At 34.5% G+C, this 25801-nt stretch carries 25 protein-coding genes; 11 read left to right on the forward strand and 14 right to left on the reverse strand.

Annotation, left to right across the window (positions count from 1 at the left end; translation table 11 throughout):
- Nucleotides 1-10: 10 nt before the first annotated feature.
- The 7 genes from AAC084_RS05300 (at nt 11) to AAC084_RS05330 (ending at nt 8462) form a co-directional block, all read left to right on the forward strand.
- The gene (locus AAC084_RS05300) at nt 11-1534 is read left to right on the forward strand and encodes a nuclear transport factor 2 family protein (protein WP_339837890.1); all 1524 of its coding nucleotides are present in this window, start codon (nt 11-13) and stop codon (nt 1532-1534) included.
- Nucleotides 1509-2705 carry an MFS transporter gene (locus tag AAC084_RS05305; RefSeq protein WP_339837893.1) on the forward strand — a complete coding sequence of 399 codons (1197 nt, stop codon included), beginning with the start codon at nt 1509-1511 and terminating at the stop codon, nt 2703-2705. The genes AAC084_RS05300 and AAC084_RS05305 overlap by 26 nt, the downstream gene beginning before the upstream one ends.
- A gap of 197 nt (nt 2706-2902) precedes the next feature.
- Nucleotides 2903-4234, forward strand: a complete 1332-nt coding sequence (locus tag AAC084_RS05310; protein WP_339837895.1) for a M28 family peptidase — start codon at nt 2903-2905, stop codon at nt 4232-4234.
- Between the two features lie 58 nt (nt 4235-4292).
- Entirely contained in the window at nt 4293-5903 is a 1611-nt protein-coding gene (locus AAC084_RS05315; protein ID WP_339837897.1) for a M1 family metallopeptidase, read from the forward strand.
- Between the two features lie 92 nt (nt 5904-5995).
- Nucleotides 5996-7111, forward strand: a complete 1116-nt coding sequence (locus AAC084_RS05320) for a DUF2914 domain-containing protein (protein WP_339837900.1) — start codon at nt 5996-5998, stop codon at nt 7109-7111.
- Between the two features lie 183 nt (nt 7112-7294).
- Nucleotides 7295-7900: a YkgJ family cysteine cluster protein gene (locus AAC084_RS05325; protein WP_339837902.1), complete on the forward strand. Its 606-nt coding sequence runs from the start codon at nt 7295-7297 to the stop codon at nt 7898-7900.
- 94 nt (nt 7901-7994) lie between these two features.
- On the forward strand, nt 7995-8462 hold the full coding sequence (locus tag AAC084_RS05330; RefSeq protein ID WP_339837905.1) for a GAF domain-containing protein: 468 nt from the start codon (nt 7995-7997) through the stop codon (nt 8460-8462).
- Between the two features lie 75 nt (nt 8463-8537).
- Here AAC084_RS05330 and AAC084_RS05335 read toward each other — a convergent pair whose 3' ends face one another.
- On the reverse strand, nt 8538-11933 hold the full coding sequence (locus tag AAC084_RS05335; protein ID WP_339837908.1) for a ThuA domain-containing protein: 3396 nt from the start codon (nt 11931-11933) through the stop codon (nt 8538-8540).
- A gap of 340 nt (nt 11934-12273) precedes the next feature.
- On the opposite strand from AAC084_RS05335, the gene AAC084_RS05340 reads away from it, so the two are divergent.
- Genes AAC084_RS05340 through AAC084_RS05350 form a run of 3 tightly spaced genes read left to right on the forward strand, consistent with a single transcriptional unit; the run spans nt 12274 to nt 15764 of the window.
- Nucleotides 12274-13041 carry a CDP-alcohol phosphatidyltransferase family protein gene (locus AAC084_RS05340; RefSeq protein ID WP_339837911.1) on the forward strand — a complete coding sequence of 256 codons (768 nt, stop codon included), beginning with the start codon at nt 12274-12276 and terminating at the stop codon, nt 13039-13041.
- A gap of 34 nt (nt 13042-13075) precedes the next feature.
- Nucleotides 13076-14506 carry an amidohydrolase family protein gene (locus tag AAC084_RS05345; protein WP_339837913.1) on the forward strand — a complete coding sequence of 477 codons (1431 nt, stop codon included), beginning with the start codon at nt 13076-13078 and terminating at the stop codon, nt 14504-14506.
- A gap of 13 nt (nt 14507-14519) precedes the next feature.
- Nucleotides 14520-15764: an amidohydrolase family protein gene (locus AAC084_RS05350; RefSeq protein WP_339837915.1), complete on the forward strand. Its 1245-nt coding sequence runs from the start codon at nt 14520-14522 to the stop codon at nt 15762-15764.
- A gap of 39 nt (nt 15765-15803) precedes the next feature.
- Here the strand turns inward: AAC084_RS05350 and AAC084_RS05355 are convergent, their stop codons facing one another.
- The 11 genes from AAC084_RS05355 to AAC084_RS05405 form a co-directional block, all read right to left on the reverse strand.
- The gene (locus tag AAC084_RS05355) at nt 15804-16595 is read right to left on the reverse strand and encodes a hypothetical protein (protein WP_339837917.1); all 792 of its coding nucleotides are present in this window, start codon (nt 16593-16595) and stop codon (nt 15804-15806) included.
- 112 nt (nt 16596-16707) lie between these two features.
- Complete coding sequence (locus AAC084_RS05360; RefSeq protein ID WP_339837920.1) at nt 16708-17343, reverse strand: DUF998 domain-containing protein; 636 nt, start codon at nt 17341-17343, stop codon at nt 16708-16710.
- 111 nt (nt 17344-17454) lie between these two features.
- The gene (locus AAC084_RS05365; RefSeq protein ID WP_339837922.1) at nt 17455-17736 is read right to left on the reverse strand and encodes a DUF1272 domain-containing protein; all 282 of its coding nucleotides are present in this window, start codon (nt 17734-17736) and stop codon (nt 17455-17457) included.
- A gap of 26 nt (nt 17737-17762) precedes the next feature.
- Nucleotides 17763-19028 carry an FAD-binding oxidoreductase gene (locus AAC084_RS05370; protein ID WP_339837924.1) on the reverse strand — a complete coding sequence of 422 codons (1266 nt, stop codon included), beginning with the start codon at nt 19026-19028 and terminating at the stop codon, nt 17763-17765.
- 35 nt (nt 19029-19063) lie between these two features.
- On the reverse strand, nt 19064-19966 hold the full coding sequence (locus AAC084_RS05375; RefSeq protein ID WP_339837926.1) for a sterol desaturase family protein: 903 nt from the start codon (nt 19964-19966) through the stop codon (nt 19064-19066).
- A 38-nt stretch (nt 19967-20004) separates the two neighbouring features.
- A complete protein-coding gene (locus AAC084_RS05380) occupies nt 20005-20412 on the reverse strand; it encodes a VOC family protein (RefSeq protein WP_339837928.1) in 408 nt (135 codons plus the stop codon).
- Between the two features lie 53 nt (nt 20413-20465).
- Complete coding sequence (locus AAC084_RS05385; RefSeq protein ID WP_339837930.1) at nt 20466-21011, reverse strand: pyridoxamine 5'-phosphate oxidase family protein; 546 nt, start codon at nt 21009-21011, stop codon at nt 20466-20468.
- A 33-nt stretch (nt 21012-21044) separates the two neighbouring features.
- Nucleotides 21045-21539, reverse strand: coding sequence for an acyl-CoA thioesterase (locus tag AAC084_RS05390; protein WP_339837932.1), 495 nt, complete (start codon nt 21537-21539; stop codon nt 21045-21047).
- Complete coding sequence (locus tag AAC084_RS05395; RefSeq protein ID WP_339837934.1) at nt 21536-22024, reverse strand: pyridoxamine 5'-phosphate oxidase family protein; 489 nt, start codon at nt 22022-22024, stop codon at nt 21536-21538. Before AAC084_RS05395 ends, AAC084_RS05390 begins: the two co-directional genes overlap by 4 nt.
- Nucleotides 22025-22098: 74 nt before the next feature.
- A complete protein-coding gene (locus tag AAC084_RS05400) occupies nt 22099-22668 on the reverse strand; it encodes a Crp/Fnr family transcriptional regulator (protein ID WP_339837936.1) in 570 nt (189 codons plus the stop codon).
- A gap of 194 nt (nt 22669-22862) precedes the next feature.
- Nucleotides 22863-23216 (reverse strand): hypothetical protein, encoded by a 354-nt coding sequence (locus tag AAC084_RS05405; protein ID WP_339837939.1) that lies wholly within the window; start codon nt 23214-23216, stop codon nt 22863-22865.
- Between the two features lie 596 nt (nt 23217-23812).
- On the opposite strand from AAC084_RS05405, the gene AAC084_RS05410 reads away from it, so the two are divergent.
- The gene (locus tag AAC084_RS05410) at nt 23813-24010 is read left to right on the forward strand and encodes a hypothetical protein (RefSeq protein ID WP_339837941.1); all 198 of its coding nucleotides are present in this window, start codon (nt 23813-23815) and stop codon (nt 24008-24010) included.
- A 446-nt stretch (nt 24011-24456) separates the two neighbouring features.
- On the opposite strand, the gene AAC084_RS05415 is transcribed toward AAC084_RS05410, so the two are convergent.
- Together AAC084_RS05415 and AAC084_RS05420 are read right to left on the reverse strand one after the other, a co-directional pair.
- Nucleotides 24457-24963, reverse strand: coding sequence for a hypothetical protein (locus AAC084_RS05415; protein WP_339837944.1), 507 nt, complete (start codon nt 24961-24963; stop codon nt 24457-24459).
- A 216-nt stretch (nt 24964-25179) separates the two neighbouring features.
- Nucleotides 25180-25734, reverse strand: a complete 555-nt coding sequence (locus AAC084_RS05420) for a GNAT family N-acetyltransferase (RefSeq protein ID WP_339837947.1) — start codon at nt 25732-25734, stop codon at nt 25180-25182.
- Nucleotides 25735-25801: the final 67 nt, after the last annotated feature.

The raw sequence follows: 25801 nt of genomic DNA on the forward strand, positions 1-25801 counted from the left end.
ATAGTTTATCATGAATCAGAATTATTTTGCTATTCTCTTAAGTGTATTTTGCTACTTAAATGTTTTCACACAACAAAGTACAGAAGTTTACTTAGCAGAATTAAACTTGGAAAATGATTCGTTAAAAATTGACTCTGTCATCAATATATCTAACAATGAAGGTTATGATAATCAGCCTTCATTCTTCGATAATGAAAAGATTCTTTTTTCTTCAACAAGAAACCAACAAACGGATATTGCTCTTTATAACATTAAGGATAGTACAACGGTATGGATAACCGATACACCTAATGGAAGTGAATATTCTCCTTTAAAGATTCCTTATAAAGATGCGATATCTGCTATTCGTTTAGATGAAGATGGATTGCAACGCCTATATGAGTATGATTTAAAGACTGGTAAATCAAAAATAATCTTAAATGGTTTAAAAGTAGGGTATCATGTGTGGTATTCCAATGATATTATCGTGTGTACAGTCTTAATTGAAGATAGAATGGATTTAGTAATTTCTAATCTAAAAGACAAAACCAATTATACTGTTCAGAAAAACGTTGGAAGGTCGTTACATAAAATTCCAAATACTGATTTAATCAGTTATATATCTAAAGAGAATAAAACATTAGAAATTAAATCGCTTAACCCTGTTTCAAAAGAGGTAAAAACCATTAATTATATCTGGAATGGTAGGGATGATATTACTTGGTTGTCAGCGAACACTATACTCGCAAGTACTGATAAAATCATTGCTCAGGTACCAGCAGATACTATGGGAATTTGGGGATTATTTCATCAATTCAAGCCTTCTGAAATGTATAATATGTCTAGAATGGCTATAAGTCCTAATGGAAAATACATTGCCATTGTTTCCCAAGATTCACCTGATAAAATTATAGACAAACAAGTTGAAACATTCAACGTTCGAGATTTAGAAGAATTTGCTGCATGCTTTTCTCAAGATGTAGTGGTCAAAAACTTCCCAAGGGATACTTTGTACATAGGAAGACAAAAATTGAAAGAGAATTATGAGGCTTTCTATAAAAAAACACCTTCGATAGAAGTCAAAGTAGCCTCAAGAATACGTATTGGATCTACCGTTATTGATCAAGAGGTCGTTACTATTGACGGAAGGCAAAACCAACAGGTTGCGGTTTATGAAACGGACGGACTTATAAAAAGTATGTCTTTCATTAGAGATTCAAAAACAAGTACCAATCCAGAAATCATAGTACAAAAGCAACTTGACGCTTATAACAGTAGAGATATTAACGGGTTTTTAGATACCTACTCCAAAAATGTCAAACTATTTGATTATCCTGGTATATTAAATACAGATGGTATCGATGCTATGCGAATCAACTACACAAATTTCTTTAAATCAACTGCTGATTTGAATTGTGAAATAGTAAATAGAATAGTCATTGGTAATATAGTTATTGATGAAGAATTTATAACCGCAAATGGCACTACATTTAATGCTGTAGCAATATATGAGGTTGAAAACGGAAAAATTGCTAAAGTCACTTTTGTACGATAATCTATTGAAATCAAAACAGCATATTCTCCCGATAATAATACTTTCTCAATTTGCCTGTACATCGACCTGGTTTGCAGGTAATGCTATTTTAGAATCTTTAACAAAAAAGCTAGACTTTGGTGCCGACATAATTGGTTATGTATTATCATCCGTTCAGTTTGGTTTTATTATTGGAACCTTATTGTTCGGTGTACTAATGATAGCCGACAGATTTTCCCCATCGCGAGTATTTATGCTTTGTGCAATTTTAGCAGCCCTATCAAACCTATTTTTAATCTTACCTGATCTTAGTGTTTTCGGACTTATGCTTGCGCGATTTAGTACTGGTTTTTTTCTTGCTGGCATTTATCCCGTAGGTATGAAAATAGCGGCGGATTACTATGATAAAGGATTGGGTAAAGCATTAGGTTTTCTGGTGGGTGCTTTAGTTTTAGGCACAGCTTTTCCATTTTTAATTAAGGGAAGCTCTTGGGGTAGTCATCCTAATAGTGTTATAAAAATAACTTCGAGTATTACGGCAATTGGAGGTTTGCTCTTGTTTGTTTTAGTTCCTAATGGACCATACAGAGTAGTAAGTCCTTCTTTAAAATTAGATGCAGGTCCTAAACTTTTTAGAAATTCTGAGTTCAGAAAAGCAGCCTTTGGGTATTTCGGACACATGTGGGAATTATATGCCTTTTGGGCATTTACTCCAGTTGCTATCTTTTGGTTTAATAGGCAAACAGGTAGTGAAATTTCTGTACCGTTATGGACAGGAATTATAATTGCCCTCGGTGGAGCGTCTTGTGTATTTGGCGGAATGATATCACAAAAAATAGGTAGTAAAAAAGTAGCCATGATTGCGTTATCGGTATCTGGGTTATTTTGCGTAGTCTCCCCTCTTCTATTATCATCGCCTACACCTATTTTTTTATTAGGATGGTGTTTATGGGGAATTGCTGTTACCGCTGATTCACCCCAATTCTCTAATCTCGTTGCTTCTTCCGTTACACCTCAATTAAAAGGAACAGCACTTACTTTGGTGAACTGTATCGGATTTTCCATTACAATTTTCAGTATTCAACTCTTAGGATTGCTTCAAAGTATCATCCCTATTTATCTATTGTTTATTCCCTTGGCCATAGGTCCGATACTGGGAGTTTATAACCTAATGGATAAGAAGATTAGATAATTCATGCTATCGACTTTGATGCAACCAAAATCAATAAGAAAATGTGATATAATTATTGTACTATATAATTCATTTCCCGATTTTTGTTTTTATTGGTTTTAGAACAACTATAGCTATTCGAGAATACAAATTGTATTTTAGACCCATGTATCAGACTTCACACTGATTACCATTTTAAAAATATAAACCAGATTGAAATGAAAAAATTGCTTCTTATTGGTCTTCTGACTTCAACGTTTATTATGTCTGCGCAAACAGACCAACGCATTTATGATATTATCAATGCTGTTTCTGCTGAACGCATAGAACATGATATCACCAAGCTAACTAATTTTGGTACTAGACATACATTAAGCGATACTATTTCTCAAACAAGAGGTATTGGAGCAGCAAGAAGGTGGATTAAAAGTGAATTCGAAAAAACATCAAGTGCTTGTAATGGTTGTTTAAATGTTATTTATCAAAAAGATTTGGTAAAGAAGGGTGCTAACGACCGTATAGTAAAAGATGTAGAAGTAGTTAATGTTATAGCTATTCAAAAAGGAACAAAATACCCTAATCGCTATATTATAATGAGCGGCGATATCGATTCTAGGGTAAGTGACCCTACCAATTACACTGATGAATCTCCAGGTGCAAATGATAATGCTAGCGGCATGGCAGGTACTATCGAAGCAGCAAGAGTTCTTTCTAAATATACCTTTGAGAACAGTATTATTTATATGGGCTTATCTGGTGAAGAACAAGGTTTATTCGGCGGTGGTGGCGTTGCGCAGTATGCAAAAGACCAAGGTTGGGAGGTTATCGGAATTTTCAATAATGATATGATCGGTAACATTACAGGTGTAGATGGTATTGTTAGTAATGTTGATTTCAGAATTTTCTCAGAACCAGTACCGCCTACCGAAACAGAAGAGCAACGTAAAGCAAGACGTTTTTATGGTGGCGAGGTTGATGGTATCTCAAGACAACTTGCCCGTTACGTTCATAAAAATGTGAAGCAGTATATGCCAGAAATGAACCCGATGATGATTTACCGTTTAGATCGTTTTGGAAGAGGCGGACACCACAGACCTTTTAATGATGCTGGATTTCCTGGTATTCGCATTATGGAAGCTCACGAAAATTATACACAACAACATCAAGATATTCGTGTTGAAGATGGCATTGCCTATGGCGATGTTCTAGAACATGTGAATTTTAAATATGCAGCTAAATTAACTGCTGTAAACGCTATTAATCTAGCATCTTTAGCTTGGGCTCCACCTTCACCAACTACGGTAAAAATTGGCGGAATTGTTCAACCAGCGGCAAAGTTTCAATGGAGTAAAGTAGAAGGCGCAAAAGGATATAAAATATATTGGAGAGATACTACCTCTCCTACTTGGGACAACAGCCGTTATGTGGGCGATGTTACTGAGTTCACCTTAGAAGGTATTGTTATTGACAATTTCTTTTTCGGAGTTTCTGCCGTAGGTAAAAACGGATTTGAAAGTCCTGTGGTTTTTCCTAACGGAATATTTAGATAAGGTTAGGTAATTTACCACCTGCTGAGATACTTTATAAAATTATTCTAATTAATTTAAGATGAAAAATATAGTAATTGCCCTTGTTTTAGGGGTTTGCACTTTCGGTCAGTCACAAACCTTTACCGAACAAGATACACTTAGAGGTAGTATAACGCCAGAACGTGCTTGGTGGGATTTGAATTACTATCATTTAGATATCGAGGTCAAACCTGGTGACAAATTCATTAGCGGCAGCAATACTATTCGCTATAAAGTATTAGAACCACATCAGATATTACAAGTAGATCTACAATCACCATTACATATTGACAAAGTAACACAAGATGGTAAAGAATTAGAAGTTAGTGATAATGGCAACGCCCATTTTATTCAATTAGAGAAGCAGCAAAAATTAGGTGAGTTTAATGAAATTATTGTCACCTATTCCGGAAATCCAAAAGAAGCAATTCGCGCTCCTTGGGACGGTGGTTTTTCTTGGAAAAAAGACGAAAATGGTAAAGATTTTGTGGCAACTTCATGTCAAGGTTTAGGTGCTAGCGTCTGGTGGCCCAACAAAGATCATATGTATGATGAGGTAGACAGTATGCTTATCAGCGTAAAAACACCAAAAGGTCTCATGAATGTATCAAATGGCCGATTAAGAAGTGTTGATAAAGAAACCAATACCTATCATTGGTTCGTTTCAAACCCGATTAACAATTATGGTGTTAATGTAAACATTGGCGATTACTCTTATTTCGGAGAAAAATACGAAGGAGAAAAAGGAGTTCTTGATATGGATTACTATGTCTTGAAAGGGAATCAAGAAAAAGCAAAAGAGCATTTTAAAGATGCTCCTAAAATGATGGAAGCTTTTGAACATTGGTTTGGTCCCTACCCTTTTTATGAGGATTCTTTCAAGCTTGTTGAAGTTCCTTATTTAGGAATGGAGCATCAAAGTTCTGTTACCTACGGAAATAAATACATGCAAGGTTATTTAGGTAGGGACCTTTCTGGATCGGGTTGGGGGTTAAAATTCGATTTTATTATTATTCATGAAGCTGGTCATGAATGGTTCGCCAATAACATCACTTACAAAGATGCTGCTGATATGTGGCTTCATGAAGGTTTTACATGCTACTCTGAAAGTTTGTTTTTAGATTATCATTTTGGCACCGAAGCGGCAAACGCTTATGTACAAGGAATTCGTGAGAATATTCAAAATGATAGACCCATGATCGGTATTTATAATGTGAATCATGAAAGTAGCGGCGATATGTACTATAAGGGTTCAAACATTCTGCATACGCTACGTCAAGTAATTAATGATGATGAAAAATGGCGAGCTATTCTTCGGGGGCTTAACTCAGAGTTCTATCATAAAACGGTGACAACAGACCAAATCGAAAATTACATCAGCAAACAGATGAAACGCGATTTAAATCCGTTTTTCAATCAGTATTTACGTACCATCAAAATTCCTGTTTTCGAGTATTCTATAAAAGGTAAGAAACTACTATATCGTTATTCTAACACAGTAGAAGGCTTCACCCTTCCTTTACGTATTTTTATTGAAAATAAGCCTGTTTGGTTAGAACCAACTACTACATGGCAAACACAACGAATTAAAGGAGATTTAAAGCGTATTACTATAGACCCTAATTTTTATATGGATATGAAGGCTAAATAGGTGCTTTAATGTATAGGGTTCATTATAAATAGTATGAAGGTAAATCTCTCTTTTAATTTGATATATATTTAGCAAAATTACCTTAGTGCTTAATGAAAATAACATTCGCTAGATTCAAAAACAGTGCATTCCGAAATTTTATTCGAAAACACTCTAAATATGCGCCTATTTTATTCTTTATAGGTGGTTTTATCTTTGATACGCTAACTCTTGGCCGTATTGACCGCACTTATGATTTAACGATTTTATGTCTCCACATGACATCACTATCGATAGTATTGTATCTATATAATTTGGTTGATGATGGCAAATGGAAAAATACGTTCTTAGAACGATATGAAGAGTACTTTCCTCTGGCGATACAGTTTTTCTTTGGCGGACTATCTAGTGCTTATGTTATCTATTTTTCACGAAGTGTTTCACTTTCCAAGACTGCATCATTCTTTATTATACTTGTGCTGTTGTTGATTGCCAATGAGTTTCTTAAAAAAAGAATCTCTAATAAGTATTTACAATTTGGAGTGTATTACTTTATTAGCTTCACCTTTTTCACATTTATGATTCCCGTATTTTTGAAGGAATTAAATACTAATATCTTTTTAATTTCAGGTGCAGCAAGTCTTGCCATTACTTTGGTATTACTCATATTTATTTACGGCAAAAGCCCGAGTACACGTAAAGAAATAAAATTGGGTAAAATGGTTTTCATCATACTCAGCATTTACGGAATTATTAATCTATTCTATTTTTTGAAACTTATACCTCCAGTTCCATTGGCATTAGATAAAGGTATTGTGGCTCATAATGTCACCCTAGAGGATAATAAATATATAGTCAGTTATGAATATGAAGATTCGTTTGTTTTTTGGAGAAAGCACAAGTTAGAGTTTAGTCATTCACCTAATGAAAGTGTTTTTATATTCTCTTCAATTTTCGCACCTACCGATTTAAAAAAAGCAGTATTCCACAGGTGGAAATGGTATAATGAGAATACTAAAGAATGGGAAACCACTGAAGATATTGGATACAGTATTACCGGGGGCCGCGATGGTGGTTTTAGAGGATATACCTATAAGAACAATGTAAAACCAGGAGAATGGGAAGTACAAGTTTTAACGGATGAGGAACAGGTTTTAGGCGTCATTAAATTTGAAATTAATGAACATTTGACCGGTGAACCTCTTGCTATAAAAACAGAGCGATTTTGACATTATTGCACTAATTCTCTACTAAAAATTCATTCTCCAATAATGTGAAGTATTCAAATTTAAAAATTTGATTTCCAACTTGTTAACAGCAATTTTTTATAAACTAGTTATTATCAAATAAAACATTGAGCTTTTGTTCAGTGCTTGTAAACTTAGTCTACCTTCACCCGCTTAAATTAAACATTGTCGATATACATAAAAGTTCGAGCGGTTGAGCGTATTTTCAACCAATTGGAAAAGGAGGTTGGCTCCTTTCAAAAATCCACAGGTTTAGGCTGTATGCCCAATTGCGGTAAATGCTGCACCAAACCAGATATCAATGCCACAGCCTTAGAGTTTTTGCCCTTGGCGTATTCGCTTTTCAAAAATGGAGAAGCAGAAGAATGGCTCGATAAATTGAATAACGATAAATCTACTACATTATGTCCCGTTCTAAACACGGTACTTGCACCTAACGCAAAAGGTTTCTGTTCTAAATATGAGAACCGCGGACTCATCTGTAGATTATTCGGATTTTCTGCCATGTTACATAAAAATGATAAACCGATTTTAGTGACTTGTAGACCAATTAAAGAAGGATTACCTATCGCCGTTTCTAAAGCGGAATCACATATTGCAGCAAAAAACGATTTTCCACTGATTAGCAATTATTACATGCAATTACGTTCTATTGATGAATCATTAGGCGAAGAGTTATTCCCTATTAGAATAGCCATTGCAAAGGCTATAAATGCTGTCCTAGGATACTATGCTTATCGAAGACCACCAAAAGGAACAAAAGTTGCTTAGCGGGTACTATTATCGAAAACAGATAAAACGTACCTTTATCATACTATAACTTAAATACCTTCTTAGCTAATCGGTATTATAGAAATAATATAAAATGAACAACACATTAGAAATACCGAATACAGTAAAAATTGAATTATCGAAGGATGTCCCTAACTGGGAAAATCTACTAAAACTGACCTTAGAGCATTTTAATTGTTCTACAGGAACACTACACTTTTTAGATAACGACTCATTACTACAACTACAAGCTCAACAAGGTATCCCTGAATTTTTAATTCCAAAATTATCCACTATTCCTATTGGTAAAGGAATGGCTGGTATTGCTGCAGAACGTAGAAAACCGGTTGAAATGTGTAATCTTCAAACAGATGATTCTGGTGTAGCTAGACCTTCTGCTAAAGATACCAAAGTAGAAGGCTCTTTGGCGGCACCCTTACTATTCAATGAAAAGCTATATGGTACTATCGGTATTGCGAAACCAGTACCTTATGAATTCACAGAAAAAGAAACCAACCTATTGATGAAAATCGGCGAGTTGATAAGTGAAAAATTGAACTAACGAATTCACTATAGTATTGAAATTAAAAAAGCCCGCTCATGAGCGGGCTTTTCAATTCAATATAATCTTATTCTATTATTTAAAAATAGCACTAGTTAAAGCAAGCTGAGAAAGCTCTTTTCCTTCTTCACCTTTAAAAGTGATATAGTAAGGACCTTCGCCAGAAACATTTTCATTAATTGGAATCGTGAACATTGTTCCTTGAGAACCTCCTGCTTGTGCCGGAAGTTGTCCTGTTCCTATCAAAGTTCCATCAGGAGTATTTTCATGTATCTCAAAATTAAAAAACATAGCTGGTGGTGATTGCCAACCTGCTGTTAACGATACCGACTTAACTCCTTTTAACGAAACATTCTCCACCATAAACCATCCTGATGACCTGTTTATTAAAAGCAAATCAATACCGTTAAAATTCATTGCTTCCATTCCGTCAACTTTAGTATTTTCAGTAAATTTCACCGTATTACTAGGTATAGCAACTGATTTCGAACCTGTTAATGGAATAGTACCTTCTGCGCCTTCATCGGTATAACTTGCGGTTATGACCAACATGTTACCTGGTGCAGATGATTCTGCAGTAATAGTACCTTTAGATGGTAAAGATTTCTCTTTAATTTGATTACCAGATAAAGAAAGTATATACAAAGCAATTTGTCTAGATTCATCTGAAGATACATTTGGGTGTGCGGGCATTGTTACCTCTCCCCATACTCCAGTACCACCAGTTACTATTTTACCTTGTAAATAAGTTAAAGCATCGCGACGTTCTTTATATTTAGCTGCTACATCTTTATAATTAGGACCGATAGATGCTTCGGCTTCCTTATGGCACGTTTTACAATCCATTGCCTGCGTTAAAGCTTTACCTGTTACTGCGGCTGAAACTTGTTGGTGTCCCATATTCATGGCCACCTTATCCATTCCTTCTAAATAATCAACACTTACAAAAATGTTTTTTGGGTCGATAGTTGTTCCGTCTGGATCTGTAACCGAAACATCATAAGTAATTTTCTGACCTGGTAAATAGAATGCTGGAGTGTTTCCGCCTAGTGAGATAGCAACCTCTGGTCTAGAATTACCTGCTACAATACCAGTACTTTCACTAGTTGCCGAAGCTCCTTTATCATCTGCTACCGTTACATTCAACTTATATGAGCCTGCATTAGCATACGTATAACTTACATTTGGCTCCGTAGTTTCTTTCGTTTGTCCATCACCAAAATCCCAAATGTACTTAACGGCATCAGCTTCCCTATCAACAGCCTCTACTTGAGCTATAACTGTCAATGGCAGTTTTCCTGAAGTTTCATTGACGTTTACATTGTCAATAACCGGCGGTCTATTACCTCCGTTAAACTCGATGTATCCCAAAGCAGAATTTGCATTCTGTGAGAACCAACCACTACCGTATTCCAAAAGATATATTTTACCATTCGGGCCAACTTCCATGTCTATCAAGTTATTCAACTTTACATTAGGTGCGAAAGGCTCCATTTTACTAAAGTTCCCTTCTTCGTCTAAATGTACGGCGAACATCCAACCACGCATCCAGTCATATATAATAACCTTACCGTCGTAGTAACTAGGAAGTTTTTCTTCCCCTTGAAACATATCCGAATAATATGTCGGCCCTGCCATTGCATTTCTACCACCTGTAGTGGTTTGTGGAAAAGACTGAGAATCATCATAAGGATAATAAACATATGCTGGCATTGCAGGTGGTAATTCTGTTAAACCAGTATTATTTCTAGACGTATTCATTGGCTTTTCAGGGTCAAATGCTGGTCCGCTTTCCCCTGTTTCATAATTATATTCGTTATACGCGTAATTATCACCAATAAATAAAGGCCAACCAAAGTTGCCAGCCTTTTTTGCCTGGTTCATCTCATCATATCCCCTTGGTCCTCTAGTACCTAAGCTATCAGCTCTTGCATCTGGCCCAACATCACCCCAATATACATATCCTCTTTTCATGTCTACGGATATTCTATACGGATTTCTATGTCCCATTGTATAAATCTCAGGTCTTGTTTTATCAGTACCTTCTGCGAACAAGTTACCTTCTGGAATATCATATGTGCCATCTTCCTTAACTTTGATTCTCAAAATCTTACCACGCAAATCGTTTGTGTTACCAGAAGAACGTCGTGCATCATATTGTTCATGACCAGGAGTGTCATTCAACGGTCCGAAACCATTATTGACATATTTTTCGCCCTTTTCATTAAATGGTGTAGAGTTATCACCAGTAGATAAATACAATAAGTTATCAGGACCAAATGCAATTGAACCACCAGTATGACAGCAAATCTCTCTTTGGCTGTCGACATCTAAAATTACCTGCTCAGATTCCAAATCGAACTTACCATCGGCAAATTTAAATCGCGATAAACGATTAACCCATTTATCTCCTGTTGGGGCGTAGTATAAATATATCCAGTGATTGTTAGCGTAATCAGGATCTTTTTGTAAACCCATTAATCCTTCTTCTGCATTTACACCAGGAGTATTTAATGTTTTACTATAAACATCTAATTTAGCAACCTCGGTTAGCTCTTTGGTTTTATCATTATATAACATAACCTCTCCCCTACGTTGCGCAACTAAAACATCTCCATTAGGTAGAACTGCCATTTCCGTAGGCTCAAAAAAGCCGCCTTCGTTCAATGTTATTTTTGAAAAACGGTCTGCATCCGGAGGAATTTGTGATTTTACCTTAGTATAGTCTAAATTCAAATTATCTCCTATTGTATATTGAATTCCTCCTAAAAGATGTTTTAAGAAAAGGTCTTCAGAGAAGCTTTCGTCCGTATGTCCGCCACCAGTATAAAATGCACGACCACCATCAAAATCATGGTACCATGCTATTGGGTGAAAATTACCGTTTTCTCCACCTTCATAGGTAGATTCATCTAAGGTCATTAAAACTTTAATATCTGGATTAATGTTTTTGTAGTTGTACAATTCATCTGTTCGGTTCCAAACACTATCAGTGAAAAATTTTGTTGCTATGAAATTTTTATCCTTAATGATAAAATCTGCATTTGGAGTACCACTTGGGTGACTTAAAAATTGGGCACCGGCCAAATTATTGTACCAGCCCCAATCGTATTCGGTATCTGCTGCGGCGTGTACCCCAACATAACCACCGCCAGCTTGAATGTAACGCTCAAACGCTGCTTCTTGAAATTGATCAAGTACATTACCGGTAGTACTCATAAAAATAATTGTGGAATACTGTTTTAGATTTTCATCAGTAAACAGTTCTGCATTCTTTGTCGTATCTACGGCAAAACCGTTTTCTTGACCTAATTTTTGAATAGCCGCTATTCCTGCAGGAATTGAAGCATGTTTATAACCCATGGTTTTTGAGAATACCAAAACCTTCGGTTCCCCATCACGTTTATTGCCACCACAAGAGACAATAGTAAGTGCAAAGCCCAAAAGCAGCACCATTAAAATTTTTTTCATACGTAAATTGTTGTTGATTAGTTGATTTAAGAATTGATAAATGTAACAATAATATATTGCACTATAAGTATATAACAGCCCATAATAACCTAAATATCACAAATTAATAACCTCAGTGATTAGTTTATAAATAGTATACTCCAAGAAATTATATATATTTCGCAATATTAACATTTTGGTCAAAGTTGGTATTATTATAAATTTCACAACGCATCCTTTAAAATTGCTGGTTTAAAAAAACTTCAATTTCTTACGGATTTCCCTATTTTTACAAGATCACATAATACTTGCCAAGCTAGCGTGTCTTCGTTATTGGTTTTTATGGCACTACTATTTATCAATGTCCAAATTACCAAAGCAGAATCAGTTTTTTGACCTATCTGATTATGGAAGACCTATCGCCCAATTCATTGCACATTTATTAAAAAATACAACGTGTACCCCAATACAGGTTACGCTTAGTTTTTTTGTTAGCGGACTACTAGCCATCGGTTGTATTCTCTATGGTGAATACTGGGCCGCACTGTTTTTTCTAATTTTAAAATCTGTTTTAGATGCCGCAGATGGTGAACTGGCGCGATTAAAGAATACCCCTTCACATACCGGGCGTTACTTCGATTCCGTTTCAGATTTCATACTTAATCTGCTTTTCATACTTTCGATTTGGCATATTACCAACAGCGATATTTTCATAGCATTACTAGCTTTCGTTGGCTTAGAATTACAAGGCACCCTCTACAATTATTATTATGTAATTTTAAGAAATAAATATAATGGCGATACCACTAGTAGAGTATTTGAGAATAAAACACCCACTGCTCTTAGTGGGGAAAACCAACAATCCGTCGACATACTGTACCGTATCTATTCATTTTGCTATGGCCCATATGATCGAATAATTTATGGTCTAGATAAGAAGGCTATAAAAGGAAAGTACCTACCCAATTGGTTAATGACTGCGGTCTCTACCTTTGGCCTAGGTTTTCAATTGCTGCTCATCGGGATCTTTTTGGTATTCGATTTAAAAACATATATAATCCCTTTTTTTATAAGCTATTCGCTTATGATTTTTGTTTTTATCTTGATAAGACAATTATTGAATAAGTAATTATTTTTACCTTTCTAAACGAACTAAAAACAACATGTCCATTTCCATCAAAATCAAACAACTTAGCCTAAGCATAATTTGCTTTATAACTATTTTATCATGTAAATCAGAACCTGATATAACATATGATGTCTCTATTGAAAACGTCAATATCATAGATTTAGAAACAGGACAAATTAATTTATCGAATATTTACTTAAAAGATGGGCTTCTAGCCCGTATAGATACTACAGTTGAAAAATCAAACTTAAAAGCAACACAGATTATAGATGGTTCAGGTAAATATGCACTACCTGGTTTTTGGGATAATCATACTCACTTTAGAGGCGGCGATTCTTTGATTGCAGCGAATAAAAACTTTTTAAAACTCTTTATCGCAAATGGTATTACGACTGTGCGAGATGCAGGCGGAGATTTAACTACTTCGGTCATAGAATGGAGAAAAGCAATCGATAATAACGAATTAATTGGACCTACCATTTTTACATCTGGACCAAAAATTGACGGCCAAGATGCTACCTGGGCAGGCTCATTAGAAGTTAAGAATGGTGCTGATATTAAAACAGCTTTAGATTCTTTACAATCCATACCTTCAGATTTCGTAAAAATATATGATAGTAAAATTACAGGCGAGAATTACTTAAAAACCATTCAAGAAGCTGAAAGGAGAAATCTTATCACCTCGGGCCATATGCCCTTTACGGTCGAACTTGATGCCACCATTGATACTGGCTTAGATGCTGTTGAGCACTTATATTATATTATGAAAGGTTGTTCTTCCAATGAAAAAGAAATTACCCAGCAATTAATTAAGAAAGAAATCGGATTTTGGGATGCTATGCCCCTATTACAAAGCTCTTATTCTGATGCTACAGCAAATAATACATTCACTAAACTTAAACAGAATAATGTCTTCGTAGTTCCAACATTACATATTGGTGGTGTATTGAGCTATTTAGATGAAGTAGACCATATAAAAGATTCCTATCTACGATATATATCACTCGGTATTCAACAAACCTATCAAGGTAGAATTGACCGCGTTAATAACGCAACTGAAAAACAAGTTGCGGACCGTAAAGCATTAGACCAGTTTTTTGGCCAACTCGCTTTTAAATTAAATACAAACGGAGTATCGCTTTTAGCTGGTTCAGACAGTGGAGCATACAACAGCTACACCTACCCTGGTATTTCATTACACAAAGAATTAGAAGCGATGGTCGCTACCGGAATTTCACCTTTTGAGGCGCTACGGACATCTGCCTACAATGGAGCTAAATTTTTAAAGAAAGATGCCAATTACGGAACTATCTCCGAAGGTAAAATAGCGGATATCGTATTACTCAACAACAACCCATTAGACGACATTAAGAACACAAAAGATATCTTCATGGTACTTACCAAAGAAAAAATACTCACCAAAACAGACTTGGATAACCTTTTAAATTCTGCCATTTTAAACTAATACGATCACTACTATGAAATCTATTCTACTTCTCTGTTTATTCTCTGTGTACCTAACTTCTGCACAAACACTCTTAAAACCAGACCGTGTATTTGATGGCACTGAATTACATGAAAATTGGGTAGTCTTGGTAGAAGGAAATCAAATTACGTATGCTGGAAATCTAAACGGATTAAAGAAACCAAACAACACTACAGAAATTGAATTGCAGGGTGCCACTTTAATGCCTGGTATTATTGAAGGACATTCACATGTACTTTTACATCCTTACAATGAAACGGATTGGAATGACCAAGTACTAAAAGAATCTCCTGTTGAGCGTGCTGTTAGAGGTACTGTACATGCAAAAAATTCGCTAATGGCTGGTATAACTACCATGCGAGATTTAGGTGCAGAAGGTGCTGGCTACACTGATATTTATTTGAAAAAAACTATTGATGACGGTATTATTGTCGGACCAAGACTTTTGGTAGCAGGACCTGCCATTGTTGCAACAGGAGCATATGGACCAAAAGGATTTCATGATGGTGTAACAGTACCCTTAGGTGCTGAAGCTGCGAGCGGTGTAGACCAATGTATTGAAACTGTGCGTAGACAAATGGGTAACGGTGCTGACTTAATAAAAATTTATGCCGATTACCGTTGGACACCTGGTGCGGATTCTCAAGCTACTTTTCTTCAGGAAGAAATTGATGCTATGGTCGCCACTGCAAAAAGTGCAGGAAAATATGTAGTAGCACATGCAGGTACATCAGAAGGCATGAAAAGAGCTATACAAGGTGGTGTTGAAACTATTGAACATGGTGATGGTGGTACGCTAGAAATTTTTAAGATGATGAAAGAAAAAGGAATAGGCTTATGCCCTACTCTTGCCGCCGGAGACGCTATTACACAATATCGCGGTTGGAACAAAGCTACCGATCCAGAACCCGAACGAATTCAACAGAAACGCAGATCATTTAAAATGGCCTTAGAGTCTGGTGTACAAATTGTATTTGGTGGTGATGTCGGTGTGTTCCCACATGGGGAGAATTATCGTGAAATGGAACTTATGGTCGATTATGGAATGAAGCCTTTAGCTGTATTAAAATCAGCTACGTCAGATAATGCAAGCATGTTTCATTTAAATCGATTAGGGAGCTTAAAAAAGGGGTTTATTGCAGATATTATTGCCGTTAAAGGAAACCCAGTTAAGGAAATTACTGCGGTGAAAAATGTCTCTTTCGTAATGAAAGATGGTGTTATTTATAAGGAATAGTTATTTGTAGTTTGCAATAAAGCGTGTTGTAAATTTTAATTATTTATTGAAATAAATAGTTCTGTCTAGACTGGCAAAATCTATTTGCGATAAATAATCTCTCAAATACGAAGCTGCAGAGCTACAAGAGTGTATACCGTCAACGTATTTCATGGTGATTCTAAAACTATATCTGTCGGCATAGGTCGAAGCAAAAGAAACTTGTTTATCTACGTCGTTATAACTAATAAACGGATTTTCAATATGAGCCAATTTTAAGTCAGGAACCATATTCCCGGCTCCCTGACTTGGGTAATAATCAAGGTTTGTCTTTTTAGCATTTTCATACATGACTTTATGAAAATCAATCATTTTAACTCGATGTGATTCATATTTTAAGTTTGCCAAATCTGGTGGTATAGGTTGCTCAATTCTAGCAAACATTTTTTTAGTTTCCTCTTTTGTTATAAGTGATTCCTCATAATTTAAAACATCCATTAAATCAAGGTCTGTAAATGTAACCACCATTTCTACTCTTTCTTTGTAGGTAGGTATATACATCATCAACTCATACCTCTCAGCACTATTAGAATAAGTAGGATAAAAAACAGTTAATGATTTATCCTTAACTCTTTCTTCATAATTATTCGCATCGGAAAAACCGTATCGATAAAATGGAATTTTAGGTAGTGCATTAAATAATTGTTCTACAGTACCCGAATTGTTTTTTAGACAATGGTTTAGCCCTTTTTGATCCTTTGCAATTTTAAAACACATGTCACCCAAATTTCCATTTTGGGCAGCTAGGTAAAAACTTGAAATCACGAAGAAAAATAACACGGAATTTTTCATACCTAATAATAACTCGTTTAATGAATATCACAATTTTTCACCAACCTCTAAAAGGCCAGTTAACTATATTTAAATAGATAAATGTAGAATAAATCCATCTACATTTTACAAACTATTTAGACATAGGTGAAACATATTTTTTGACTGTTAACGCACTCGAAACCATCAATATAACAAATGATATTTCTATAACCCGTTGCAATAGCCCGCGAAATTCTGATTCTGGATTAGAGAACAATACAAAAATGAATATGGCACTGATAATTCCCGTGGTCATTGAAATTTGAGATAATCGTTTAAACGCTTCGAATTTTTTCAATCCTAAACCGATACCAAGAATACAAATAGGTAGAAAAATATAGGTCAATGAAGCTGCTGCATTATGAATTAGTTGCGCGCTACTTGAATGCATAATTTTGGTCGGGCATCCTGCATCGCATGGAAAGAAACCCACCAGTATGGTTCCTAGACCATAGAAAATTCCTAGTCCAAAAAAGCCTGCTTTTATGAGTTTTGATTTTGGAAGAAAGTAAGGCGCACTAAAGCAAAAAATAGCGGTAAGAATACCGCTCGGCACATATCCTAAGTACTGCAAATACCAACCATATTCTGTATTAGAAGCAAAAGATTCACTTATATACTGGCTAATGATGCTGTAATCCTCTATCAATAAGGGCCCCACTATGGCTGCAATTGCAAATAAACTAACTCCTAAAATTCCGATGTATGCTATCAGTTTATTGTTCATATCAATCTCCAGGTTGGTTTTATGTCTTTTCGACGAGTGAGTTATTGAAATGTTACAATGCTATTTTCTCCAAAAGAAATAGTGCCTAAATTGAATTCTTATTAAGCGGATTTACCTTTTATTAGGTTCTATATTTTTATTGGTTTCCAAAAACTTATTAAATGAAACCGGCTTTAAAACCTTGTCTTTTCTTGCTGGGTTTTTAATTAGCTCGTTTTTAGGTCTAATAGGTCTTTTTTCAAATCCACCACCACAATTCGGACAAACGTTTTGAAGTATGTTTTCAACACATTCTGCACAAAATGTACATTCATATGTGCAAATCATAACTTCTAAACTATCATTAGGCAAAGCCTTGTCGCAATTCTCACAATTCGGTCGTATTTCTAACATTTAACTAAGATATATTTTTACAAACTTTATAGTTGCCCATCACTATCCATTTCACTTATCTCTTTTTGTATTGCATCATTTTCATATCTCGATGGATGAAAATACTTTGCATATGTAGGTAATTTTTTCTCTCCTAAAATATAGTTAGCACAAAGTTTTCCTGCCGCGCAGGCACTCATTGTACCGTATCCCGCAAGAGCACCCACTACAAATACATCATCTACTTCTGTATTTCCAATTAAGGGCCAATTTTCGTTAGTTCTGGTATAATATCCTGCATATTCTATTAAAGGGGTGGGAATATTATTTTCATAAATAGAAAGCTCTGGAATAAAACGACTAGCGCCTTTTAACACTACTAGAGGAAAAAAATCGAAACTTGGAGTTTCCCATGACGGATTACTTTTTTCCGTTTGAAATGCCCAACCTAGCTTAATACCTTCTGTTTCGGGCTTAATGTGTAATCCCCCAGGAAATTTATTCAATAACCATTTGTATTTTTCATCGGAAGCAAAAAATTCTGTTTCTTCTGTAGACCAATCTAAATATTGAGCGTCTGCATAAATGGTAAAAGGCATGTTTTTAGGAATGATATTATTAGGGTCTGGAATTATAAATTTTCTTTGTAACGTATTTGAAATCGGAAATTGAAACCCAAACATTTTAGTAATGGTATTTAAAAAAGGACCAGCTGCGATTACGACTTTATCTGCTTCTATCGTATTCTTTGAGTCTAGCATTACTTTAAATTTTAAATCATTTTTCTCAATATTCAAAATTTCATCTTCTATTTGAATAAGTCCCATTTTCTTAGCTTCACGAAGCAACAAGTTTCCTAAATCATAGACATCTATTTTACCCGCATTCTTAATTTTAACTACTTTCTCTATTTTCTTATCTAAGTAAGGGAAATTGTTCTGGATTACCTGCGTACTTGTTATTTCTTCTAAATAGTCAGCAGAATCGTCTTTATTACCTGAACCAAAAATGGGATTATCAACATCATGACTAATAAAATTATAGCCAGAATTTTTCATTTCGAAAGAATCATCACCAAATTCTGCCCTTAGTTCTTTCATTAATTGAATACTATCACCAACAAATTGACGCATGTTTTTTTCAGGCCAATAGTCCCTGAAATTTTCACCAGACTTGCTCGTTGTAAATGATAAAGGCTGATTTTTATCAATCAGAATAACTTTGCAATCCTTTCTTTCTTTTAATAAATAATAAACGGTCGCTACCCCAGCAATACCGGATCCACAGATTGCAATTGTATTATTTGCTGACATAGATTTCAGAGTTTTGTTAATGGTGAATTTACCCTTTATGACACATTTGCTTTGTTATTCTCCTCCCATTCTTTTCTTAAATCAGACGATAGCACACTACCTTCATCATGTCGCCAACCTGGTGGTTTTATGAGATACTTAAATCTATTTACTAATGAAGTTTTAACTGTGAAGAAATCTTTCAACATCATATACCATTCAACAAAGGCAATTTTAAGAGGGTTATAGGTATCTATATTTTTCACCAAGCCATAAACTGGTTTTTCTATTTCAGGCTCGAAAGTGCCAAAAAGCCTATCCCAAATGATAAAAATACCCGCATGGTTTCTATCTAAGTATTGTGGATTGGTAGCATGGTGAACTCTATGATGACTGGGCGTATTAAAAATGAATTCGAACCACTTTGGCATTTTACTAATCATTTCAGTGTGAATCCAATATTGATATATTAAACTAACTGACATTTGAACCAACACCATAACCGGGTGAAAGCCTAAGATGATTAAAGGAATCCAAAAAATAAATGTATAAAACCCACCAGACCACGTTTGCCGTAATGCTGTACTTAAATTATATTTTTTTGAGGAATGGTGTACCACATGGCTTGCCCAAAAAAATCGACTTTCATGACTAATTCTATGAAACCAATAGTAGCAAAAATCTTCCGCAAAAAGTAATATTAACCAAGACCACCAAGCAAAAGGTATCTCGAATAGGTGATAAAAATTATATAGTAAATAAAACAACCCTAATGCTATGCCTTTGGTAAGTAAACCTATTGCTACATTACCCAAACCCATAAGTATAGAAGTACCTGCGTCTTTATACTCATAGTCTTCAAGCTTAATTTTCACCGTTAAAATGACCTCAAGGATTACGGTTGCTGCAAAAAAAGGAATGGCGTAATGAATTAAATTGGGTATTTCTGGTATCTGCATCTCAGGGGATATTAATTTAGCTTTCCTAATTTACAAAACTATTCACTTGTATTTGTGTTATTAGGCTCTAATAGATCCCACATATTACCATATAAATCTTTAAAAACGGCAACCATACCGTAAGGCATCTTTTCTGGTTCTCTACTAATTTTAATGCCCCTCTCAACCATTTTATAATAATCTCTCCAAAAATCATCAGTGTACAAGAATAGAAAAACTCGACCACCGGTTTGGTTACCAACACGTGAAGCCTGTTCTTCACCGTCTGATTTTGCCAAAACTAAAGCGCATTCTTTTGAACCTTGTGGCGCTACGATTACCCAGCGTTTACCGTCACCCAAATCGGTATCTTCAACAAGTAAGAAGTCTAATTTTTTGGTGTAAAATTCAATGGCTTTATCGTAGTCATCTACTACTACCGCTATACGTGCAATGGTTTGTTTCAAAATTTTTTGTTATATGATTGGAAGATATTGATTAAAAAAATATGAGCCAGGTTTTAATCTTCAAGAATATTGGTTTCAAAGCCATCGATACTTTGGGTATTTCTATTTTTCCAATATTCTTCAATTATATCCTCTCCTTGTTTTACTGCCCAATTATTTAGTGTTGTTCGCTCTTCTTTAAAATTCATAAAAGGTACTGCAAAACCGCACGAAGTTTGAACCAAATCAACCTCCATTTCAATTATTTGTCGAGCACCTACATTTTCAGTGAACAAACTTAAAAATTGAGAAAAACCATCATCCCTTTTATGAAGAATTTTCGCCTCACCGTACAGCCTTAAAATCATTGTTTTTCCTTCAAAAGCGCAGAACATGATGGTCATTCTAGTATTCTTCAACAAATGTGCTCCTGTTTCATTACCACTGCCCGTTAAATTCAACCAAACAATTTTATTCTTATTTATTACTCTAAAAGAATCAGTCCCTTTTGGAGAGATATTTACCCTACCATCAGTAGCAGCTGTTCCCACAAAAAAAATCTTTTGATTTTCAATGAATTCTTGTAGTTCGGTGGTTATAAAATTTAATTTCTTTCCCATTCTTTAGATTAGCAAATAAATTCAAACGATTACTTATGGCCGTTGTTCGCCTTTATTTTTTTTAATTTTCATAATTCTTTTTTCAAAATTTTGCATTTCGTGAATTGGATTTACATAAACCCTAAACTTTTCATTTAAGAACTCATTATGTTTTGTGCTTTTTTGATTAATTAAATCATAATGAGTAAATCTTGTCCAAAGTATAGATTTTAATATTGTTTTGTTTTCATTCCACATTTGCATTTCTACAAGAATATCGCTTACATTCCATTCTAAAATTGTTGTTTGAATATTTACTTTTTCCATTAAAAGTGCTGGAACGAAATATGCAATTTGATTTTGCGTTACAAACCAGCTTAATCCTTTTTCCTTTGCGTATTCATAAACATCAAAATCATAAATATTTATCAAATGATTCTCTCGTTCATTAATAAAGTAGTCAATGTATTTTGAATTGTTCAAGTGATTAAAAGGGTCACAATCAGGGAAACGTATGATTGCTTTACTTTCAGGTGTTTTAGTTTTCATGATAAATTTTTTGTCATTTTTCCAATATGTATTCCTTCTGCTTTTGTGAATTTCATTTCACGCACAAAGTCCATATCCCCCCACAAGTAAGTATTTCCTTTTAATCCTTTTGTAGTTCTCATTCGTCTATTTAATCTTGAAATTTCTATTTCTGAAGCTTTTCTTTTTTCTCCTAATTCTCCATAAAGTCTAATTGCAGGGTAAGTCTCAAATTTTAATTTATATAATGCTTTTATCCAAAACCATTTGCTACTGTTTACTGCTAAAACACAGATATTTTTATTTGCTTTAGCATTTTGAGGGATTTTTTTCGGAAATTTTTCAAAATAAAAACCTGTTTGGTCTTTGTTTAAAAATACGGTTCCTATTGGTGTTACCGTTGGCTTGTTGTCTTTATCAACAGATGCTATTGAAACAGATAAACTTGTTTTAAAACTTAAATTAAAGTGGTTTTTAATAAGTTGCCAATTTTCTATTATGTCCATTATACCTTGCTTTGGTTGTTCTCACAAAACTCTTAATAAAATGGCACAAAACTTTTGATATAAATCAAATTCGATTATCTCTTTGCTCTTATTCGGCTTAAAGTTTCTTGTGTTATACCAATATATGAGGCAATATCTCCTAATGGAATGTGTAATTCTATTTTAGGATATTCTTTTAGAAGGAATTGATAACGTTCTTTAGCAGTTGAGAATTGAAGGTACACAACTCTTTGCTGAAGTTGAAGCATTATTCTTGTTATGATTTTTCTTGAAAATCTTTCAAAATCGTGATGTTTATTTGATAGTTCAGTTAATTTTTCACGTTCAAACTCTAATATAATGCTGTTTTCAGTTAGTTCAATACAATGCTCACTTGGTTCTTTTAAGAAATAACCTGTTATTGCACAAATAAATTGACTGTCGAAAGCAAACCAATCTGTAATTAATTTCCCCTCTTTTAAGTGATATGCTTTTGCACTTCCTTTGTAAATGAAATACAGTTTGTTCGTGAATTGCTCTTCTTGAACTAATTGAGTTCCTTTTTTAAGTTCTAATACTCTTATGTTTTCTTTCCATTCATCAATTGTTTCATTCGACAGATTTGAGTACTCCTTTATTATTATTTTGATAATATCATTTAACATTAAGTTTTGTGTTATAATGAATGTCAACGTTTAAGCTAAGCTTATTGTTTTAATTTATTTTTTCTATTCTAAAGCTAAATCCATAAGATTTAGCGACTTTATAAATATACACAGACCTTTCGGTTTTGCCCTAAAGTCCGCATTACGTTTAGGTTTTGTTGGCATTAGTATTTTATTTAGCCTTATTTCTAAACTTAATTTGGATCATGAATTTTAATATAAAATTGAATAGTACTGTCAATTTTATAAATTTTCATATTGTATTCTCCTTCAGGTTTATAAACCGGCATTTTAGCAAGCTGGGAGTTTGATAATTGGTTTTTAGGATTTTCAAAAATGATTGAATCTTTATAATCTTGGATAAAATCAATTTGTGGAATGTTTTTTTTCTTTTTCGTCCTAAATCCTATTGCATATTGGGAAGAGCCAATATCATTCCAATCTTTTTGAGATATTTTATAATCATTAACTGAAATATTGGAATTTTGAGAATGAACTGTAAAAATACCAAACAGGGTAAAAATGTATAAGAGTATTAATTTTCTCATAATATGATATTTTTAGATAAAAAAGATACAAAATAACTATTCAACCATGATATTTTGCTTGCTTTTTGTGTGATTGGATTGATTTTCATAATGATTTCATCCGAATGAAGTCCATCTGCGTAAAATTGTTAAAAGGTCCATTTGCGTTCAAATTGGAAATTCCATCTACGTAATATTTACAGTTTCTGATTACCAAACGTATAACTTGCTCCTTAATAACTAAAATTTTTGACATTTGCCAAAATTTGTGCCAACGCTTGAGCCAAGCGTAGTGCGGAGGCAAGGAAACTTTTCGTTTGCGTCTGCGTTCGTAGGCAAAGCTTTTGGATTTATCTTTTTCATTCTAAAAGCCAAATCCAAAAGATTTGGCGGACTTGGCAAATACACACAGACCTTTCGGTTTTGCCCTAAAGTCCGCATAAGGTTTAGCATCCATGAAAAAGCAGTAAGTCGAGTATCTTTAAAATGAACTAAAAATTAAAGATATGATTACTCAAATTACTGCAGTACCGAAGTTATATATTGGAATTGACATTCACAAACGAAGCTGGAAGGTTCACTGTGCAACGGATCTGTTCGCAGGCAGATCTTTCAGTATGTGTACCGCCCCGGAGAAGTTACGGGCATATGTCTCTAAACATTTTCCCGACTATGAGGTTACAACGGCTTATGAGGAGGGATGCTGTGGATATTATGCGCATCGTTGTTTTGAGAGTTATGGATGGCGAAGTTTAGTTGTGAACCCGGCCGATATCCATAGAAAGGGAAAGGAGAAGCATACTAAGACAGATTAAATAGATGCGCAATTGATAGCGCGCGAGTTAAGGGATAATCGCTTAGATAGTATTATAGTCAAAGTCGCAAGAAAGCTACTCAGTAGAACCTTGGCGGTCATTAAAACGGAAGTTCCATATACCATAGGAGTTATAGAATAACAAATGGAAAATCGAACAGGGTACAAATCATAACAAAGCTCTAAAATAGTAGTGAGAACCGTATCACAAAACAAAACCCGTGACCTGTATTATTGAGGATCACATCTTTAGCAAGTGAACGGTTTTATTATAATTTATAATCATACAGATACCGGTGACGTTTCAAGGTTTGAAACGATCACAAATAGGAGTGCGAGCAAGTTATATTAAAAGAAAAAAAGGTGGTTTAAGGCAAAAAAGGAAATATTAATTAACTTTAAAGAACTGGATTAAGGCTTTTCATAGGAGGTTTTGTTGTGTACCGTTTATTTTCTTTGAATTACTTCAATATATTTCGTTTGTCCTTCGCAAAACGCACTTTTATGTCCAAAGTTCACATTTACCATTGCTTCTGTAAGTTCTGCAATTTCGTTGCTATCTATATTATTTATCCCAACCGAATCTAAAAAATCATACAACTTATCGGGGTGATTCTTTGAGAACTGAATTGGTTCAGTATGTTGATTCCAAGTGATGGAATTCCCTTCTGTCGTACTCGTTTTTAATCTAATTGTGTCCAATTTGCTTTTGGTTCTAAACATCTTAATATTCGCTTTTCCATCTCCAAGGTCATGTCCATCAGGCACAAAACCTGAAGTTTGAATTATTATTTTAAAGTCCGATTTCGGAGCATAATAAATTGCCGTATCATTGAAATGATAATCACCTGTGCAACCGAGTCCAATGCAAAATGAACCTGAATAAAAAAGAAGAATCAGTCCTGAAAATACAAGAGCAAAAAATACAGCAACTATGATAATAGTATTTTTCATTTTTTTTGAATGGTACACAACGCTTGAACTAAGCGTAGTGCGGTAGTAAGGAAACTTTTCGTTTCCGTCTGCGCACGAAGCTAAAGCTTATTGTTTAGTTTTATTTTTTCATGTCCAAAGCTAAATCCATAAGATTTAGCGACTTAATAAATATACACAGACCTTTGGTTTTGCCCTAAAGTCCGCATTACGTTTAGGTTTTGTTGTAACCAGTATTTATTTCATTAGTTTCCATTGTTCCCAACTTATGTCACGTCCAGGATATGCAACTTTTTTAAATGACCATTCTTCCGAAATCCATTTTTTAACAGAATCAAATAGAATGGCATCAAGTCCATTATCTACTTCACTTGCTCTTACCCACATAATTATACTTGCATTATAATCTTCTTTTTTGGTTGGGTATATATAGAGACAGCCAACTACTTCACTTTCATCTAAACTGACAACGGTGTAAGCAAACGAACTTCTACTTTGAAATTCCTTTTGGTGCCAACCCAAATCAATTAAATCCTGTTCAAAAGTTAAATCTTTTGAAGGCCATTTGTCATTTGTGCCAAAAACGCCCTGAAGATGTTCAACACTAGACATTACAGCATCATAATCTTTTACAACATCGTTAACCGTTAGCATCCTAATTCTGAAATGTTCATTCTCTAATTTATCTGGAACTTTAAAGTCCGCTGGTATGAAAGACTTGTTTTGAGAGAAAACTATTTTCGGAAGCACAAATAAGACAATTGTTGTCAGAATAATAATTGATTTTTTCATATGGTTGGTTTTATATGTCACGTCCTAAAATACGGCTACAGATTAATATTAGTTTTAAGCGGCATAT

It is taken from the genome of uncultured Maribacter sp. (genome assembly GCF_963977385.1).
Classification (GTDB): Bacteria; Bacteroidota; Bacteroidia; order Flavobacteriales; family Flavobacteriaceae; genus Maribacter.